The 17,514-nt window shown below is 64.6% G+C and carries 16 protein-coding genes and 1 tRNA gene; 8 read left to right on the top strand and 9 right to left on the bottom strand.

Translation table 11 applies throughout. The features are described from left to right. Position 1 precedes the first annotated feature (1 nt). From AAIH46_RS18340 to AAIH46_RS18350, 3 genes are read right to left on the bottom strand one after another with little or no spacing between them, the layout of a single operon-like run. On the bottom strand, positions 2-1,306 hold the full coding sequence (locus tag AAIH46_RS18340) for an HlyC/CorC family transporter (protein WP_430307493.1): 1,305 nt from the start codon (positions 1,304-1,306) through the stop codon (positions 2-4). Further along, on the bottom strand, positions 1,307-2,452 hold the full coding sequence (aroB, locus tag AAIH46_RS18345; protein WP_430307494.1) for a 3-dehydroquinate synthase: 1,146 nt from the start codon (positions 2,450-2,452) through the stop codon (positions 1,307-1,309). Beyond that, positions 2,427-3,044 carry a shikimate kinase gene (locus tag AAIH46_RS18350; protein WP_430307495.1) on the bottom strand — a complete coding sequence of 206 codons (618 nt, stop codon included), beginning with the start codon at positions 3,042-3,044 and terminating at the stop codon, positions 2,427-2,429. Before AAIH46_RS18350 ends, aroB begins: the two co-directional genes overlap by 26 nt. Positions 3,045-3,204: 160 nt before the next feature. Here AAIH46_RS18350 and AAIH46_RS18355 point away from each other — a divergent pair, with 160 nt between their 5' ends. The 5 genes from AAIH46_RS18355 (at position 3,205) to AAIH46_RS18375 (ending at position 7,109) form a co-directional block, all read left to right on the top strand. Further along, complete coding sequence (locus tag AAIH46_RS18355) at positions 3,205-3,357, top strand: hypothetical protein (protein ID WP_430307496.1); 153 nt, start codon at positions 3,205-3,207, stop codon at positions 3,355-3,357. Positions 3,358-3,366: 9 nt separating this feature from the next. Continuing rightward, positions 3,367-4,314 carry a site-specific tyrosine recombinase XerD gene (gene xerD / locus AAIH46_RS18360; RefSeq protein ID WP_430307497.1) on the top strand — a complete coding sequence of 316 codons (948 nt, stop codon included), beginning with the start codon at positions 3,367-3,369 and terminating at the stop codon, positions 4,312-4,314. Positions 4,315-4,365: 51 nt separating this feature from the next. Further along, on the top strand, positions 4,366-5,319 hold the full coding sequence (locus AAIH46_RS18365; protein WP_430307498.1) for an acetyl-CoA carboxylase carboxyltransferase subunit alpha: 954 nt from the start codon (positions 4,366-4,368) through the stop codon (positions 5,317-5,319). Positions 5,320-5,493: 174 nt separating this feature from the next. After that, a complete protein-coding gene (locus AAIH46_RS18370; protein WP_430307499.1) occupies positions 5,494-6,843 on the top strand; it encodes a L,D-transpeptidase family protein in 1,350 nt (449 codons plus the stop codon). An 11-nt stretch (positions 6,844-6,854) separates the two neighbouring features. Beyond that, complete coding sequence (locus AAIH46_RS18375; protein WP_430307754.1) at positions 6,855-7,109, top strand: sulfurtransferase TusA family protein; 255 nt, start codon at positions 6,855-6,857, stop codon at positions 7,107-7,109. Here the strand turns inward: AAIH46_RS18375 and AAIH46_RS18380 are convergent, their stop codons facing one another. Together AAIH46_RS18380 and AAIH46_RS18385 are read right to left on the bottom strand one after the other, a co-directional pair. Further along, positions 7,110-8,291, bottom strand: a complete 1,182-nt coding sequence (locus AAIH46_RS18380) for a CobW family GTP-binding protein (protein WP_430307500.1) — start codon at positions 8,289-8,291, stop codon at positions 7,110-7,112. 21 nt (positions 8,292-8,312) lie between these two features. Next, positions 8,313-9,422, bottom strand: a complete 1,110-nt coding sequence (locus AAIH46_RS18385; RefSeq protein ID WP_430307501.1) for a D-alanyl-D-alanine carboxypeptidase family protein — start codon at positions 9,420-9,422, stop codon at positions 8,313-8,315. A gap of 154 nt (positions 9,423-9,576) precedes the next feature. Between AAIH46_RS18385 and AAIH46_RS18390 the strand changes: the two genes are divergently transcribed. Next, entirely contained in the window at positions 9,577-10,740 is a 1,164-nt protein-coding gene (locus tag AAIH46_RS18390) for a M20 aminoacylase family protein (protein WP_430307502.1), read from the top strand. A gap of 139 nt (positions 10,741-10,879) precedes the next feature. Further along, positions 10,880-10,956: transfer RNA gene (locus AAIH46_RS18395), tRNA-Arg, on the top strand. A 43-nt stretch (positions 10,957-10,999) separates the two neighbouring features. Here the strand turns inward: AAIH46_RS18395 and AAIH46_RS18400 are convergent. From AAIH46_RS18400 to AAIH46_RS18410, 3 genes are all read right to left on the bottom strand, one after another. Next, positions 11,000-11,638 carry an exopolysaccharide biosynthesis protein gene (locus tag AAIH46_RS18400; RefSeq protein WP_430307503.1) on the bottom strand — a complete coding sequence of 213 codons (639 nt, stop codon included), beginning with the start codon at positions 11,636-11,638 and terminating at the stop codon, positions 11,000-11,002. A gap of 146 nt (positions 11,639-11,784) precedes the next feature. Further along, positions 11,785-12,132, bottom strand: coding sequence for a hypothetical protein (locus tag AAIH46_RS18405; protein WP_430307504.1), 348 nt, complete (start codon positions 12,130-12,132; stop codon positions 11,785-11,787). A gap of 211 nt (positions 12,133-12,343) precedes the next feature. Then, positions 12,344-13,570: an FAD-dependent oxidoreductase gene (locus tag AAIH46_RS18410; RefSeq protein ID WP_430307505.1), complete on the bottom strand. Its 1,227-nt coding sequence runs from the start codon at positions 13,568-13,570 to the stop codon at positions 12,344-12,346. 147 nt (positions 13,571-13,717) lie between these two features. Here AAIH46_RS18410 and dxr point away from each other — a divergent pair, with 147 nt between their 5' ends. Continuing rightward, positions 13,718-14,890, top strand: a complete 1,173-nt coding sequence (dxr, locus tag AAIH46_RS18415; RefSeq protein ID WP_430307506.1) for a 1-deoxy-D-xylulose-5-phosphate reductoisomerase — start codon at positions 13,718-13,720, stop codon at positions 14,888-14,890. 16 nt (positions 14,891-14,906) lie between these two features. On the opposite strand, the gene scpA is transcribed toward dxr, so the two are convergent. Continuing rightward, positions 14,907-17,057 carry a methylmalonyl-CoA mutase gene (gene scpA / locus AAIH46_RS18420; RefSeq protein WP_430307507.1) on the bottom strand — a complete coding sequence of 717 codons (2,151 nt, stop codon included), beginning with the start codon at positions 17,055-17,057 and terminating at the stop codon, positions 14,907-14,909. Between the last annotated feature and the right edge of the window lie 457 nt (positions 17,058-17,514).

Consider the following 17,514-nt stretch of genomic DNA (forward strand, 5'->3'; position numbering starts at 1 on the left):
GTCAGACGGGAACCGCTGCGTCTTCTGCCGGACGAATGCGCAGTCTGGTGATGCGGTTCTTCTCGCGCTTCATGACAGTGAAGCGCTTGCCGTGGAAGGTGAAGGTCTGCCGCTCCTGCGGGATCAACTTCGACTCGTGAATGACCAGGCCGGCGATCGTCGTGGCCTCCTCGTCCGGCAGGTGCCAGTCGAGTGCCCGGTTCAGGTCGCGGATCGGCACGTTTCCATCCACCACGATTGATCCGTCGGCCTCCTGGCGCACGCCCTGGATCTCGAGGTCGTGCTCATCGGCGATGTCGCCGACGATCTCTTCCAGAATGTCTTCGAGCGTGACGATGCCCTGCACCTCGCCGTACTCGTCGACGACGACGGCGAAATGCACCTTGCGACGCAGGAAGGCGTTCAACTGATCCTTGAGGCTCGTCGTATCCGGAACAAACCAAGGCTTCTGGGCGATCCTGGCGATATCGAGGTTTTCGGGCTCCATGTCCGGCTCCGCCAGCACCCGCAACAGGTCCTTGGCATGGACCACGCCGATGATGTTGTCGGTCGTCGTCCGCCACAGCGGCATGCGCGTGAACGGGCTCTCGAGTACGGCCCGCACGACGGCCTCCGGCGGATCGTCGGCATTGATTGCCCGCATCGCGGTCCGGTGCTTCATCACGTCCGAGATCTCGAGCTCCTCCAGATCGAGCAAGCCACCGAGGCGGTCACGGTCGGCCTTGATGAACGAACCCTCGCGATGCAGCAGGTCCAGCGCGCCGCGCAGCTCCTCGTGCGCGGTCAGCATCGAGACTTCCCGCGACAGTGTGATGCCGAAGAGCCTCAGGATGAAGCGGACGATGGCATTGACGCCGCTCGACAGCGGCCCGGCTACGCCGACGAACACCTTGACGGCCGGCCCGACCCAGAGGGCGAAACGGTCGGGAGCCGAGATCGCCCAGCTCTTCGGCAGAACCTCCGAGAAGATGACCAGCAGGATCGTCATGACGATGGTCGCTACCGCCACGCCATTGTTGCCGAACAGGCCGAGGAACAGGCTCGTCGTCAGCGACGAGGCAAGGATGTTGACGAGATTGTTGCCGATCAGCAGCGCGCCGATCAGCCTGTCGCGGCGCTCGATCAGTCGCGCGACGAGACCGGCCCTCTGGTCGCCGTTGGTTTCCAAGGTGTGCATTCGCGCCCGGGACGCAGCCGTCAGCGCGGTTTCCGAGCCCGAGAAGAAGCCGGATGCAACGATCAGCAGGACGATGATGCCGAGCGTGATCCAGTGATCGGTGAAGAACGTCAGGAAGCCCAGCAGCATCTAGCCTCGTCTTGCCTCTTCGAGAAACGCGCGCACTTCGGAGACCGGCACGTCGTCAGCGACGAAAGCCTCTCCGATCCCGCGCGTCAGGATGAATGTCAGCTTGCCGCTCTTGACCTTCTTGTCCTGGGCGATGGCATCCATCAGCACCTCCTCCGACGGAAGCTCGCCCGGGATCTCGCTGATCCGGGTCGGCAGGCCGACAGACCGCAGATGTGCTTCGACGCGTGCCGTATCGTCGGGGCTGGCAAGGTTCAGGCGCGCCGAAAAGCGATGCGCCAGCACCATGCCGATCGCCACGCCCTCGCCATGCACGAGGCGACTGCTGTCGTAGCGAGTGGCCGCTTCCAGTGCATGGCCGAAGGTATGGCCGAGGTTGAGAAGGGCGCGGCGCCCGGTCTCCCGCTCGTCCTCCACCACCACGTCGGCCTTCGCCTGGCAGCTGATCGCAATGGCCTCTGCACGTGCGGCGCCGCCGGCAAAGACGTCGCGCCAGTTGGCTTCGAGCCAGGCGAAGAAATCGGGCTTGTCGATCAATCCGTATTTCGCGACTTCTGCGTATCCGGCCCGGAACTCGCGCTCGCTGAGGCTGCCGAGGGCTGCCGTGTCGGACAGCACCAGATCCGGCTGGTGGAAGACGCCGAGCAGGTTCTTGCCGTGGCGGGTATTGATGCCTGTCTTGCCGCCGACGGATGAATCCACCTGCGACAGAAGCGTCGTCGGGATCTGCACGAAGCGAACGCCGCGACGGACGATACCCGCGGCAAAGCCTGCAAGATCGCCGATCACTCCGCCGCCGAGCGCGATGATGCAGTCGTTGCGCTCGATGCGGGCCGACAGCGCCATGTCGCAGACAGTCGCCAGGTGCTCAAGGCTCTTGGTCTTCTCGCCGGCTGGAAGCGTCAGCGATACGGCCTCGATACCGTCCGTCTGCAGGCTGTCCATCAAGCTTTCGAGAAAGAGTGGCGCCACGTGCTCGTCGGTGACGATGGCGGCGCGCCGGCCCTTCAGGCGTGCCGAAATCTCGCCACCGGCCCTGCCGATCAGGTCCGCGCCGATCAGGATGTCGTAGGCCCGCTCGCCGAGCGGCACATGTACGAGGCGTTCAGGCACAGGATTTTCAGGATTGCTGGCTGCGGTATTCATCGGCCTCGACTTCCTTGGTCATTGCGACGAGGGCTGTCAGCACGTCGCTGGCCATCGTCTCCTTGCGCACGTCGCGCGACGGCACCGTCAGGTCGGCTTCTGCATAGATGGGGTAGCGCTGGTTCATCAGGGTCTCCAACGTCTGCTTCGGGTTTTCGGTCTTGAGGAGCGGCCGGTTGTCGCGCTTCGACACCCGCTCCCAGAGGAGATCGAGATCCGCCTTCAGCCACAGCGACAGCCCGCGCTGCTTGATGCACGCCCGCGTTCGATCGTTGATGAAGGCGCCGCCGCCTGTGGACACGACGCGGGGACCCCCCTTCATCAATCGCTGGATAACCCGCGTCTCCAGCGCGCGGAATTCCCCTTCACCATAAGCCGTGAAGAGTTCCGGAATGGTCATCCGAGAAACACGCTCGATCTCGTTGTCCGTGTCGATGAAAGGTAGCCTCAGTTGCTGCGCGACGATCCGACCGATCGCAGATTTCCCCGCGCCCATCAGCCCCACGAACACGAGGTTGCGGCCGCCAAGCGCCGCGCGAGCCCGATCGCTCAACGTCAAGGGTGCAGCCGGTGGTATGACTAGATCGGGCATCGTCGTGGAAAGCTGTCCTCTCGCAGTCCTTTGCCCACCCTATCGACAAATGACGGGAAAGCGTCAAGTCACGCCGCCGCAAAACCTCAGTTGCGCGCCGCTTCTTGCACTTCCCGCCCGCTTTCCTCATAAAGTGCCGCCCACCCTGCGGAGCCACCCGATGCCGACCCTTTTCCGTTTCCTGTTCATCCTCGCGGTGATTGCCGGCATTATCTACGGAAGCATGGTCGCGCTGGTGTTCCTCGTCGAACCGCGCGAGCGGGAAATCACCGTGCGCATTCCCTCCGAGCGGCTGAACCCGCCGCAGCCCTGAAGGATGTCGATGACGGACCTGTCGCGCGCGCATGTGGAAGCCTTCCTGGAGATGATGAGCGCCGAGCGTGGCGCTGCGGTCAACACGCTGTCCTCCTATCAGCGCGACCTCGATGACCTCTACATTCAACTGAAAGGTCGCAAGACGAGCCTGCTTGCCGCAACCTCCGCCGATCTCAGTGAATACCTTGCCCACCTTTCGCGTCAGGGGCTTGCGGCGTCGTCGCAGGCCAGGCGGCTCTCGGCCATGCGCCAGTTCTACAAGTTCCTCTATGCGGAGAACCTGCGCGGCGACGACCCGACGTCGATCCTCGACGCACCGAAGAAGACACGGCCGCTGCCGAAGACCATGAGCGAGGCGGATGTCGGCCGGCTGCTTGCGCGCGCCGTCGAAGAAGCGGCCGAGGAGGGACCGGGCCGGCTGCCCAGGTTGCGAATGCTGGCGCTCCTCGAAACCCTTTACGCCACCGGCATGCGGGTGAGCGAACTGGTGTCGCTGCCGGTCAAGGTGCTCGACCAGGAGGGACGCTTCCTGATGATCCGCGGCAAGGGCAACAAGGAGCGGCTCGTGCCGCTGTCCCGTTCCGCCATCGCTGCGTTGCAGGCCTACGGACAGGCACGCGCCGCAGCCGAAGCCGCCGGCCAGAAGGAAAGCCCCTGGCTGTTTCCGTCGACCGGCAAGGAGGGTTACCTGCCGCGCCAGGTCTTTGCCCGCGACCTGAAGGATCTCGCCGCCCGCGCCGGTATCCGGGTGGCAACCATCTCGCCGCACGTGCTGCGCCATGCTTTCGCCAGCCACCTCCTGCAGAACGGTGCTGACCTGCGCGTGGTGCAGGAACTGCTTGGGCATTCCGACATTTCTACCACGCAGATCTATACGCATGTTCTGGATGAACGCCTGCGAGAAGTGGTCGAAGCGCATCACCCTCTTGCAAAAAGCGCCAAAACACCTGATTAGAGCCCGGGCGGAGCGCGGCCAGGCCGCAAGAACGATCGGAACACGGAGCTCATGCAAACTTATCTCGACTTCGAAAAGCCCATCTCCGACCTGGAAGGCAAGATCCACGAGTTGAAGAAACTCGCGACGGAAGATGAGAGCATCGACACCTCCGACGAGATCCAGCGGCTGGAAGTGCGCGTTCGCGAAGCCATGCAGGACATCTATTCCAAACTGACCGCCTGGCAGAAAACCCAGGTCGCGCGTCATCCGCAGCGACCGCATTTCGTCGATTACGCCAAGCGCCTGTTCACCGAGTTCACGCCGCTCGCCGGCGACCGGACGTTCGGCGAGGATGCCGCCATCCAGGCCGGCCTCGGACGCTTCCGCGGCCAGCCCGTAGCGATCATCGGCCAGGAAAAGGGCAACGACACCAAGTCGCGCATCAAGCACAATTTCGGCAGCCCCCGCCCTGAAGGCTATCGCAAGGCCATCCGCGTCATGGAAATGGCCGACCGTTTCGGCCTGCCGGTGATCACGCTGGTGGATACGGCGGGCGCCTATCCGGGCGTCGGCGCCGAGGAACGCGGCCAGGCGGAAGCCATCGCCCGTTCGACGGAGATGTGCCTGGGGCTGCGCGTGCCGATGGTCTCGGTCGTGATCGGCGAAGGCGGATCCGGCGGCGCGATCGCGATTGCCACCGGCAACAAGGTGTTCATGCTCGAGCACGCGATCTATTCGGTGATCTCGCCGGAAGGTGCAGCCTCGATCCTCTGGCGCGACTCGACCCGGGCCCGTGAAGCCGCGACCAACATGAAGATCACGGCCGAGGATCTGAAGGGGCTTGGCGTCATCGACGGCATCATCGGCGAGCCTTTGGGCGGCGCCCATCGCGAGCCGGAGACGGTGATCGACGCTGCCGGCGATGTGATCGAGGGGGCGCTCAGCGAGCTCGGACAGCTTTCTCCGGATGACGTGCGCAAGGCACGCCGGCAGAAATTTCTGGAAATCGGCCGCAATCTCTGATCAAGTAGTCGGATCGAAGAGAACTGGCATGCATCGTTCTTCACGAACTCGTGCTGTTCTGCGGGCTTGAGCGGTTAAGAGAATGTAAAGCTTACCGCTTTATTATTCCTGACAGAATGGGTAGAAGCAGGATGAGCCTGCACCCGTTGGTCGATTTCATGTGATCCGTATCAGATGCGCTTGAAAATTCTTGCTTCCGTTCTTCTGATGGCAACCGCCCTTGTCGGCTGTACCGAATCGATCGATGGCGCCATCGATCTTTCGACGGTCAAGAACAAGGTCGAGCAGCCTCTGCCTGCCCGCGTCGTCGCGGAAATGCAGAAGAAGAACATGCCCCGCAACTCGCCGATCATGATCCGCGTCTTCAAGGAAGAAGGCGTGATGGAGATCTGGAAGGCGAAGGCGGACAACCGCTTCGATAAGATCGCCCAGTACCAGATCTGTGCCTGGTCCGGTAAGCTCGGACCCAAGGTCAAGGAAGGCGACCGCCAGGCGCCCGAAGGTTTCTACAACCTGACGCCGGCCCATCTCAATCCGAATTCGAAATACTACCTCGCCATCAACACGGGCTTCCCGAACCGCTACGACGCCGCCAACGGCCGCAACGGTTCCAACCTGATGATCCATGGCGCCTGCTCGTCTTCCGGCTGCTATTCGATGACCGACGAGCAGATCCTGGAAATCTATGCCTTTGCCCGCGATGCCTTCAAGGGCGGCCAGTCGACCATCCAGCTCGAGGCCTTCCCGTTCCGCATGACCGCGGAAAACATGGCCCGGCACCGCAACAGCGAACACCTCGACTTCTGGAAGATGCTGAAGGTCGGCTACGACCAGTTCGAAGTGACCAAGCGTCCGCCCGAAGTGAACGTTTGCGACCGGAAGTACGTCTTCAACCAGCAGGTCCAGGGGGCCGGCAGCATCTCGCCGGGCGCCGCGTGCCCGCCGATGTCGACGCCGCCGGCGCTGACCGCGGCCCTGACGTCCTACGAGAAAGACTATCAGCTCGCCTATACCAAGGCCGTCGACAAGCTGAGCGGCAAGGTGTGGTACGAGCCGACCGAAGCCGAACGCAAGGCGGTGGTTGCCGCCAAGCGCAAGGGCCGCGATCTCGCCTATGCGCCGACCGGCACGTCGCTGGAAGCTGGAAAGCTCGTCGAGCCGGCGGAATTCGAAACCTTGATGGCAGCCCGCCTGTCGAAGACGAAGCCGGCCGGGTCGATGCTCGTTGCTTCGGCCGAGGGCAATGCCGGAAAGCAGGGCCGCGTCGGTTCGCAGCCAGCACCTCAGGCCGCAGTGGCGACTGCCGTGCCGCAGGCTAACCAGGGCGTCTCGCCGGCCGGCCGTTCCTCGATGTCCGTCGCGACCGCCATGAACGCATCCGGCAGGCAGCCAGCCTCCGCTGGACCGCAGGCGCCGATGACCACCGGCTCCGTTCCGGTGCCGGCACCCAATCCTCTTGCCTATGCGTCGGTACAGCCGGCTGCAGAAACCACCGGCAAGAAGCCCTTCTGGAAGCTGTGGTAGCGCCGGCAGTGATCTCCGGCGGGACCCGCACCCTCTACGATCTGCGCGGGCTGAAATGCCCGCTTCCCGTTCTAAAATCCCGCAGAAAGCTATCTGCGATGGTCCCGGGCGAGGAACTGGTCGTCGAGACGACCGATCCGCTTGCCGGCATCGACATCCCGCATTTCTGCAACGAAGACGGTCACGAACTCCTGGACACTGAGCGCACCGAGGACGGCCACCGCTTCGTCATCCGCCGCGGTGCCAATGGGCTCAACCGCGACTGATCACATCCTCAGACCGGGAACGGCCAGCGGATTGTCTTCGAGCGCGGCACGATCCGGGCGATCGATGCGCGGCTGACCGGTGAAGGCGGCGAACAGGTCCTGGACGAACTCCTCCGACAGGCCTTGCGTGATCAGCACCATGCGCGTGCGCCTGTCGCTGCCTTCCGGCCAGCGCGCCAGCCGCTCCGGCGGGTGGAAGATGCTCTGCACCCCATGCAGCACCAGCGGCCGCTCGGGATTGTCCGAGAGCTGGACGATCGCCTTCATCCGGAGCAGCTTCTCGCCGTGCGCCGAGCGCAGCAGGTCGATGAACATGTCGATCGCCATCGGCTCAATCGGCCGGTCGTGGAGGATAGAAAACGACCGAATGTCGGCGCCATGGCGGTTCACGTCGTGCTGGTGATGGTGGTGGCCGTGCTGCGCGTGTGCGTGATCGCCGACCGGCGCATGCGCATGATGGTCGTGATCATGGTGATGATCATGGTGATGCGGGTGCACTTCGGCCGCACGTTCGTCGCTCAGCCAGCGCGCCACGTCGGCGATCTTGGTATCCTGATCGTAAAGCCCGTTTTCGAGAAGCGAGACGCGTCCGGCCGCTTCTGCATCACCGTCGGTCAACGCGGCGCGCGGGTTGAGATCCGCAAGCCGTGCCATCAGCGCCGAGACCGCCGCCGGTGACGCGAGCGTCTTCTTCGTCACCACCAGCCGGTCGGCTACCGCCACCTGCCGCAGCGCTTCCGGATGCCGCTCGATGGTCGACAGCCCGTGGACGGCGTCAACCACGGTGACGACGCCGTCGAGCTGATAGCTCTGCGCGACCACCGGGTTGCCCATCACCGCCTGCATGACCGGCGCCGGGTCGGCAAGGCCTGTCGTCTCGATGACCAGGCGACGGATCTGCTTCAGCCGCCCGGTCTGGATCTGGTCGATGATCGACGCCAGCGTTTCCACAAGTTCGCCGCGCACGGTGCAGCACAGGCAGCCGTTGGACAGTTCCAGCAGCGTATCGCCGGATGTCTCGACGAGGAAATTGTCGATGCCGACCTCGCCGAATTCATTAATGATCACCGCCGTGTCATGGGCGGCGGGATCCTTCAGGATGCGGTTGAGAAGCGTCGATTTGCCGGCGCCGAGGAAGCCGGTCAGAATGGAAACCGGAATGCGTTCGCTCGCAAGAGCCATGGCGATGTCCTCAGTCCGAGGTCAGAAAGTGGCCGGCCGCGGGATCGGCAACGGCACGTTGGCGAGATGACCCTCCGCCCGCTGCTCCGGGGAGAGCTGCGGCGGCTGGTTGATGGTCGCGAGACTGTAGCGCGGCGGGTTCACCATCTGGCTGATGTAAGGCGAATGAACGATCATCCTCCCGGCATCGTCGCGGCCTTCGCTGCGCACCTTGGCGGCCTTCGGGTTGCAGATGTCGTTGCTGATATCGACCACCTGGTCACGGTCGGGACCGTAGGGAGCAAGTGCCGACAGCAGGTCGCCATTGCCCTGCGGCGCGGTGAGCCCCTTCTGCAGCAGGTCGGCGGATTCATCCGCACGCCCGGCAAGGCTGTCGGAGCCGAGCACCACCGAGATGACGGTGCGGCCGTTGCGGGTCGCCGACGAAACCTGATTGAAGCCGGAGGCGCAGATGAAGCCGGTCTTCATGCCGTCGGCTCCGTCGAAACGGCCAATCAGCATGTTGTAGTTGGGGTATTCCTTGCTTCCGGTGCTGACGCCTTCGAGCGAGAAATAGCTGGCATATTCGGGAAACTCGCGCTTCAGCTGCATGGTCAGCACCGCAAGATCCCGGGCGGTGGTGAACTGCCCCTTGCCGGGCAGGCCATGCGGATTGATGAAGCGCGACGAATTCATGCCGAGCCGTGCCGCCTCGGCGTTCATCATCTCGACGAAATTCTCGGTGGTGCCGCCGACGGTTTCGGCAACGGCGACGGCGATGTCGTTGGCGGATTTGACCAGCAGGATCTTCATCGCCGAATCGAGCGTCATCCAGGCGCCGGGCTTCAGATACATCTTGCTGGCCGGCTGATCGGCCGCCTTCCGGCTCATCACCACCGGCGTTTCCAGGTTGATGCGGCCGCTCTTCAAGGCCCGGAAGGTGACGTAGGAGGTCATCAGCTTGGTCAGCGATGCCGGGTACCATTTCCGGAATGCCTCCTGGTGGGCGATGACGCGGCCGGTGCGCACATCGACAAGCACCTTCGGATTGGCGGATGCCGTATCGGCGATACCGGTGAATGCCGTGATGCCGGCAAGCAGGGCGGCAGAGATCTTCGATGCGGAAGGCAAACGGCTTGTCCTGTGGGGCAAGGATGGACCTCGTCATGATCGCGGGAGACGCGCGGGCGATAGAACGCCCTTGTGGCCAAGCAATGGCAAAGAACGTTGATTCCGTCAATTCTGCGGCGCAATATCAGCTCGACGGGCGATGCGCCCCGCGCCTTGGTGAACAGCAGGAACAGCAATGCCGATCTTGAACAGAGCAGCCGAAATGCAGCAGGAAGCCACCGAATGGCGCCGCCACATCCATGAAAATCCAGGGCTTCTCTACGATGTCGAGGACACCGCGGCCTTCGTCGAGGAAAAGCTGAAATCGTTCGGCGTTGACGAGATCGTGACCGGCCTCGGCCGCACCGGCGTCGTCGGCATCATTCGCGGGCGCGACACCGGCGGCCGGGTGATCGGCCTGCGCGCCGACATGGACGCACTGCCGCTCCAGGAGATCACCGGCAAGTCCTATGCATCGAAGGCGCCCGGCAAGATGCACGCCTGCGGCCACGACGGCCATACGGCGATGCTGCTCGGTGCTGCCCGCTACCTCGCCGAAACCCGCAACTTCAACGGCTCGGTCGCGGTCATCTTCCAGCCGGCCGAAGAAGGCGGCCGCGGTGCCCTGGCGATGGTCGAGGAAGGGCTGATGGACCGCTTCGGCATCGATGAGGTCTACGGCATGCACAACATGCCGGGAATGCCGCTCGGCACGTTTGCCATCCGCAAGGGCGGCATCATGGCGGCGCCCGACAAGTTTGCCATCCGCATCACCGGCCGCGGCGGCCATGCTGCCGAGCCGCACCGGGCGGCCGACCCGATCGTCATCGGCGCGCAGATCGTCAGCGGCCTGCAGATGATCGCCGCCCGCAATGCGAACCCGCTGCGCTCGGTGGTCGTCTCCGTCACCCAGTTCCATGCCGGAACGACCCACAACATCATTCCCGAAGAGGCGTTCCTGACCGGCACCGTGCGCAGCCTCGATGAGGAGGTGCGCGATCTTGCCGAGCGGCGCATCCGCCAGATTGCCGAGGGCATCGCCGCCGCCAACGACGCCGTGGCGCTGGTCGAATACGAGCGGGCCTGCCCGGTGACCGTCAACCATGCCGAAGAGACGGGACATGCGGCCCGGGCCGCCATCGACATCGTCGGCGAGCGTAATGTCGACACCGACGTCGACGCCAGCATGGCCGGTGAAGATTTCGCCTTCATGCTGCAGGCCCGGCCGGGCGCCTATATCATGATCGGCAACGGCGATACGGCCGCGCTCCACAATCCGTCCTACGACTTCAACGACGAAGCGCTTGCCTACGGCATCTCCTACTGGGTGAAGCTTGCAGAGCAGCGCCTCGGCGACTGAGGGAACGACTGAACGCGACGATCGACGTGACGCCCCGAGAGCGCAACGGGATCCGCTGCCGAGCGAGGCCAAAACCTTGGCCTCGGATCCGGCTTCCGTCTTGTCCGCCACGCCAGCCTGCGGTATGTACCGCAGCGTTGTCCACGTAGCTCAGCAGGATAGAGCACAGGATTCCTAATCCTGGGGTCGGAGGTTCGAATCCTCTCGTGGACACCATTTTTCCAGTGTCCATACCCAAGGCATGAGCAACCGGCCAGCGTCAGGCGGCCGGGGTGTTGCCCGCGTTGCCAAGGCCCAGCCAGTCGCTGATCAGCCACCAGCCGCCGAGAAACAGGAAGCCGGTGAAGGCGACGGCGAGGAGCCCGAAGACAAGCCCGCCGGCGACAGCCATGCCATCGCGCTGCGCCAGCCCGAGCGCGATGAAGAACACCGACAGACCCGGCAGCACATTGCCGAACGGGATCGGCAGGGCAATCAGCACGCCCATCAGCAGCACGACCAAGCCGAGCGGCCGAACGGCGGCGCGTCCCGTCAGCCCGGTCCATCGTGGCCGCAGCCAGGTTTCCAGCCAGGCAAGCTTCGGCCCGAGGCGCACCGACATCGCCGACAGCAACTTCTGCGGGACCTCGATCCGCGACAGCCGGCCCGGCAGCCAGAAGCGGTCGGCACCGATCACCAGCTGCGCCGAAAGCAGCGCCAGCGCCGTGCCGAACACCATGCCGGCCGGAATGCCGGGGGTCGGGATGATCGCCGGGATGGCAAACACCAGCAGCACCAGCGCGGTTGCCTGTTCGCCGAGCAGCGCCAGGAGACCGCCGAGGCTGAGCGGCGCGCCGGCCGCCTGGTTCGCCAGGTCTTCGAGGAGCGGCGCCAGTCCCTGTTCCCGCGAAGTCGTCACCGCTCAAGCCCTTTTCATGAAACGGCCTTCAGCCGCCGGATTGTCGTCGGGCTCATATGGGAATGACGGCCGCGATAGCCACACCCGTGCTGCAGAATTCGAGCACCGGCACTGGCACCTGGTGCCTGAGCGCCGAAGGGGTGCAGTCAGGAACGTTCGCCGTCGGCGACGCTCCGCTTCAGCGTTCGGCTCCCCTCGCCCAGCCGCGCCTCGTCGATGAACGCATCCAGGCATTCCAGCAGCCTGAGGCGTCGCCCTGCCACCTCGCGTGGGGAATGCGGTGCGCTGTTGAAGGCGCCGATGCCGTTGAGGAAGGACTGCATGGCCGTGCTCAACGGCGGCAGCAGGTCGATGATGTAGACGCTGGGCGCGCTCGGATCGATGACCGATGCGACATAGCCGAACAGCGCTTTTGGAACGGTGGCGGCATCGCGAAGATCGCAGGATGCCACGAGGTTCCGGACGGATGCTCCGTCATTCGGGGTGTTGGTCATGATCATTCCCTGCCAAGGACGTGGACGCTGGAAGAGGACGCAGTCATTGCATCCGGACCCTTCCGCCAGCCCCTGCCATCCTACTCCGCCTTGGAGCGGCGGGCGGAAAAGCAGGTCAGCGCGCCTAGAAAACCTCCGGAACGGTAAATTTTCCTTCAATACGCCGTCCGACGAAGCCTTGCCGGCCTTCTGCTGCAGCGTTTCGAGACGCTCAACCGGACAGGCCGACCTTGCGCGGCCGTTCCATGCGAAAGCCGAGACCGATTAGCCGGCCGGCAAGATGGGCGAGCAGCGGGAAGCGCACGATGCCGCGGATGAAGGCCGGCGGCCCCTTGCGTTTCTCCGCATCGCCCTCGTCCTTGCGGCGGCCGGAGCGCATCATCAGCTGCAGCTTCTGCGTCGCCCGGGTCGGAAACAGCCGGCGCTTCTCGACGGCCGCCAGATCGGCATCGGCAAGCCGCCCCTGCTTCAGCGGTCCGGCCAGGATGTTTGCCGCCGCCACCGCGTCTTGAATGGCGAGATTGACCCCGACGCCGCCGATCGGCGACATGGCATGCGCCGCATCGCCGATGGCGATGAGCCCCGGCCGCCACCATTGCTTCAGCCGGTCGATGCGCACCTGAAGCAGGCTCACATCCTCCCAGCTGCGGATCTCTTCCATCCGCTCATGCGGCAGCGGCGAGACCTCGCGCACCTTGGCGCGAAAGAGTTCGATGTCGCGGCCCTGGATCTCGGAAAACGTTCCGCGCCGGACGATATAGCCGCACTGCCAGTAGTCGCCGCGGTCGATCAGCACGAAACCCTGCCGGGGGCCCGCATGGCCCATGGTCTCGGTGGGGTCGCCCGGCTGCTTGGAGAGCTTCATCCACACGACTTCGCTCGGGCTGCCGAACGTTTCGACCACGAGCCCGGCCTTCTGGCGGACGACCGAATTGCGGCCATCGGCGGCAATGACGAGCGTGGAGCGCAGCGTCAGCGGGCCATCCAGCGTTCCCAGAGACAGGCCGCAGACGCGGCCGTCTTCGGTCAGCACGTCCTCGACGGCCGTCGCCATCATCAGGTGGAAGTTGGGATGACGCTTTGCCTCGCCGGCGAGGAAATCGAGAAAGTCCCATTGCGGCATGAAGGCGATGAAACGATGCCGGACAGGCAGCCGTGAGAAATCGGCGATGGTGACGGTGCGGCCGCCCATCTCGGCCGACAGCTTTTCGGCGCGCGTGTGCGGCAGCTTGAGGAAAGCTTCCTCCAGCCCGAGCTCGGAGATCACCTCCAGCGTCGACGGGTGGATGGTATCGCCACGGAAGTCGCGCAGGAAATCGGCATGCTTTTCGATCACCGTCACGTCGACGCCGGCGCGTGCCAGAAGCAGGCCGAGCATCATGCCCGCCGGGCCGCCGCCGGCGATGGCGCAGGTCGTGGCGATTTCACTCTGGCTCATGAACTTTCACTCCAGCGATGCATTACGACCACCACCATAGCCGAAGTGGCGACCGCGGGGATGCAATTCAATGTCGGGTGCCCGCCCTTGTGACCGGTGCGCCGCCCCTGTAAACGAGCGGGCAAGAGAGATCGGATCCAGCCCCGCATGATATCCAGCACCACCAAGCGCTCCCTCAGCATTCTCGGCTCCACCGGGTCGATCGGCACCAATACGCTGGATGTCGTCGGCCACCTGGGCGGCCGGGACGCCTTCGACGTGGTGGCACTGACCGGCGCCGGCAATATCGGGCTTCTGGCCGAGCAGGCAAGGACGCATGGGGCACGGCTTGCGGTAACCGCCGACGAGAGCCAGTACATCGCTCTCAAGGACGCGCTGTCCGGCTCCGGCATTGCCGTTGCCGCCGGGCAGAGCGGGTTGCTGGAGGCGGCGGATGCGGCAGCCGACATGGTGATGGCGGCGATCGTCGGCACCGCCGGCCTTGCCCCGACGCTTGCCGCTGCCCGCCGCGGCGCCGATATCGCGCTTGCCAACAAGGAATGCCTGGTTTCGGCCGGCGACCTGTTCATCGATGCGGTCCGGCAGGGTGGCGGACGCCTGCTGCCGGTCGACAGCGAGCACAATGCCATCTTCCAGGTGCTCGAGGAGAACCAGCGGCATGCCGTCGAGCGGGTGATCCTCACGGCCTCCGGCGGCCCGTTCCGCAGCTTCACCCGCGCCCAGATGGCCGACGTGACGCTGGAGACGGCACGCGCCCACCCCAACTGGTCGATGGGCCTGAAGATCTCCATCGACAGCGCCTCGATGTTCAACAAGGCATTGGAGATGATCGAGGCGAAGCATCTGTTCGGCTTGGCGCCCGAGCAGGTGGAGGTGATCGTGCATCCGCAATCGATCATCCATTCGATGGTCGGCTATAGCGACGGCTCGGTGCTTGCGCAGCTCGGCTGCCCGGACATGCGCCACGCGATCGGCTATGCGCTGGAATATCCGCGCCGCGCCGCGCTACCGCTGGAACGGCTGGATTTTGCCAAGCTCGCCCGGCTGGATTTCGAGGCGCCCGACGAGGACCGCTTTCCGGCGCTCCGGCTTGCGCGGCTGGCGATGACCCGCGGCGGCGTGCAGGGTGCGGTGCTGAACGGCGCCAAGGAAGTGGCGCTCGATGCCTTCATCGCCGGCGAAACCGGCTTCCTGACCATGGCGGAGATTACCGGCGAGGTTATGGAGGCACTGGCGCATCTACCGGCCGCCGCCAGCATGGACGACGTGTTCGAGGCCGACCGCGAAGCCCGCCGGCTGGCACGCCAGCGGCTGGGATAGAGGCGCACCTGAGCGCTCACGCGTTTCGCCGCTTGCCCTCCAGCAGGTCGAGAAGGGCGCGGGCGGCATCCAGCACGTTGGTGCCGGGGCCGAAGACGGCAGCGACACCGGCGTCCAGCAGGAACTGGTAGTCCTGCCGGGGGATGACGCCGCCCACCACGACGATGATATGCTCGGCGCCGTGTGCCCGCAGCGCCTCGACCAGTTGTGGTGCAAGCGTCCGGTGGCCGGCGGCCAGCGACGACATGCCGACCACCTGAACCTTTTCGGCAATCGCCAGATCGGCCGCCTCTTCCGGCGTCTGGAACAGCGGGCCGGCCAACACCTCAAAGCCGATATCGCCGAAGGCAGACGCAATGACCTTGGCGCCTCGATCGTGGCCGTCCTGCCCAAGCTTGGCGACCAGCATCTTTGGCTTCACGCCGCTGACGGCGGAAAAATCTGTCAGCCGCTGGACCAGCATCTCGTATTCCGGATCACCTTCGTAGGCGGGGCCATAGATGTCCGACACCACTTCCGGCACCGCCGCGTGATCGCCGAAGGCCTGGCGCAGCGCATCGGAAATCTCGCCGACGGTTGCCCTTGCGCGCGCCGCCTCGACGGCAGCGGCGAGCAGATTGCCTTCGCCGGTTTCGGCCGCTTCTTCGAGGACCGCGAGCGTGGAGGCAACGCGGGCGGGATCGCGCTGGCGGCGCAGTTCTTCAAGGCGCTTGATCTGCGACATGCGCACGGCAGAATTGTCGATCGCCAGGATGTCGATCGGCTCCTCGTTGTCCAGCCGGTACTTGTTGACCCCGACGATGATTTCCTCGCCACGGTCGACGCGCGCCTGGCGCCGGGTGGCGGCCTCCTCGATCAGCCGCTTCGGCAGTCCCTCGGCGACAGCCCTGGTCATGCCGCCAAGCGCCTCGACCTCCTCGATCAGTTCCCAGGCCTTGTCGGCCAGCTCCTTGGTGAGGGTCTCGACGTAGTAGGAACCGGCGAGCGGATCAACGACATTGGTGACCCCGGTCTCGTGGGCGAGGATCAGCTGCGTGTTGCGGGCGATGCGGGCGGAAAATTCCGACGGCAGCGCCATCGCCTCGTCCAGCGCATTGGTGTGCAGCGACTGCGTGCCGCCGAGCACCGCCGACAGCGCCTCATAGGCGGTGCGGATGACGTTGTTGTAGGGATCCTGTTCCTGCAGCGAGACGCCAGACGTCTGGCAGTGCGTGCGCAGCATCATCGAGCCCGGCTTCTTCGGTTCGAACTCGGTCATGATCCGCGACCAGAGCAGGCGGGCGGCGCGCAGCTTGGCAGCCTCCATGAAGAAGTTCATGCCGATGGCGAAGAAGAACGACAGGCGTCCGGCAAAGTCATCGACGTTCAACCCCTTGGCAAGCGCGGCCCGCACATATTCGCGACCATCGGCGAGCGTGAAGGCGAGCTCCTGGACCAGCGTCGCACCGGCCTCCTGCATGTGGTAGCCGGAAATCGAGATGGAGTTGAAGCGCGGCATCTCCTTTGCCGTATAGGCGATGATGTCGGCGATGATCCGCATCGACGGTTCCGGCGGGTAGATGTAGGTGTTGCGGACCATGAACTCCTTGAGGATGTCGTTCTGGATGGTGCCGGAGAGCTCGGCGCGCGAACACCCCTGCTCCTCCCCGGCGACGATGAAATTGGCAAGGATCGGGATCACCGCGCCGTTCATGGTCATCGATACCGACATCTCCTTCAAGGGAATGCCGTCGAACAGGATCTTCATGTCCTCGACCGAATCGATCGCCACACCGGCCTTGCCGACATCGCCCTCGACTCGGCGGTGGTCGCTGTCGTAGCCGCGATGCGTCGCAAGATCGAAGGCGACGGACAGGCCCTTCTGGCCGGCGGCCAGATTGCGGCGGTAGAAGGCGTTGCTTTCTTCGGCGGTGGAAAAGCCGGCATACTGGCGGATCGTCCACGGCCGGCCGGCATACATGGTGGCGCGCGGCCCGCGCACGAAGGGCGCAAGACCCGGCAGGCTGTCGAGATGGTCGATGCCCTGCAGGTCGTCCGCCGTGTAGAGCGGCTTCACGTCGATCCCCTCCGGCGTCTGCCAGATGAGCGTCTCCGGCGATGCCTTCAGCTCCTTCTCAGCCAGCGCCTGCCAATCGTCCTTAAGGGTCCTGCTGATCTTGTCCGCCATGCGCCGTCTCCTCGCTTCGTCTGTACAGTTTCGCGCTTGCCTGAAGAACCTCGAGGAGGTCCCAACCGGCGGCCAAGGCATTGCGCACGGCAATCCGGGTGCTGGCAATCGTTTCCGCATCGTCGCGCTCATCCGCGAGCACGTGCGCTAACATGTAGCGGGACACACGGCGTGGCGGAAGCACAGGCCGGCTGCCAGATGAACCCGGCCAGAATGGCGGGAGAAAGGTCTTTCCACGTCTCACGCTGTCGTTCCTCTTCGGCAAGACGGACCACCCCCTTGGCGATCCTTTTAAAAAACGGTCGGCCGGGGCACTGAAAGCTGCTCCGAATTTAGTTTTATAGATTGCACCTTCCAGTGCCCCGTTCGGCTGTTTTTGTCCGCAGCCTGATTGCCTCGAAACGGACGACACCGGCTTGACCCGATGCCTCGTCCGGCGGACCGCGCGCGGCTGTAT

The organism is Rhizobium sp. 0TCS1.26 (assembly GCF_050455525.1).
GTDB lineage: Bacteria > Pseudomonadota > Alphaproteobacteria > Rhizobiales > Rhizobiaceae > Neorhizobium.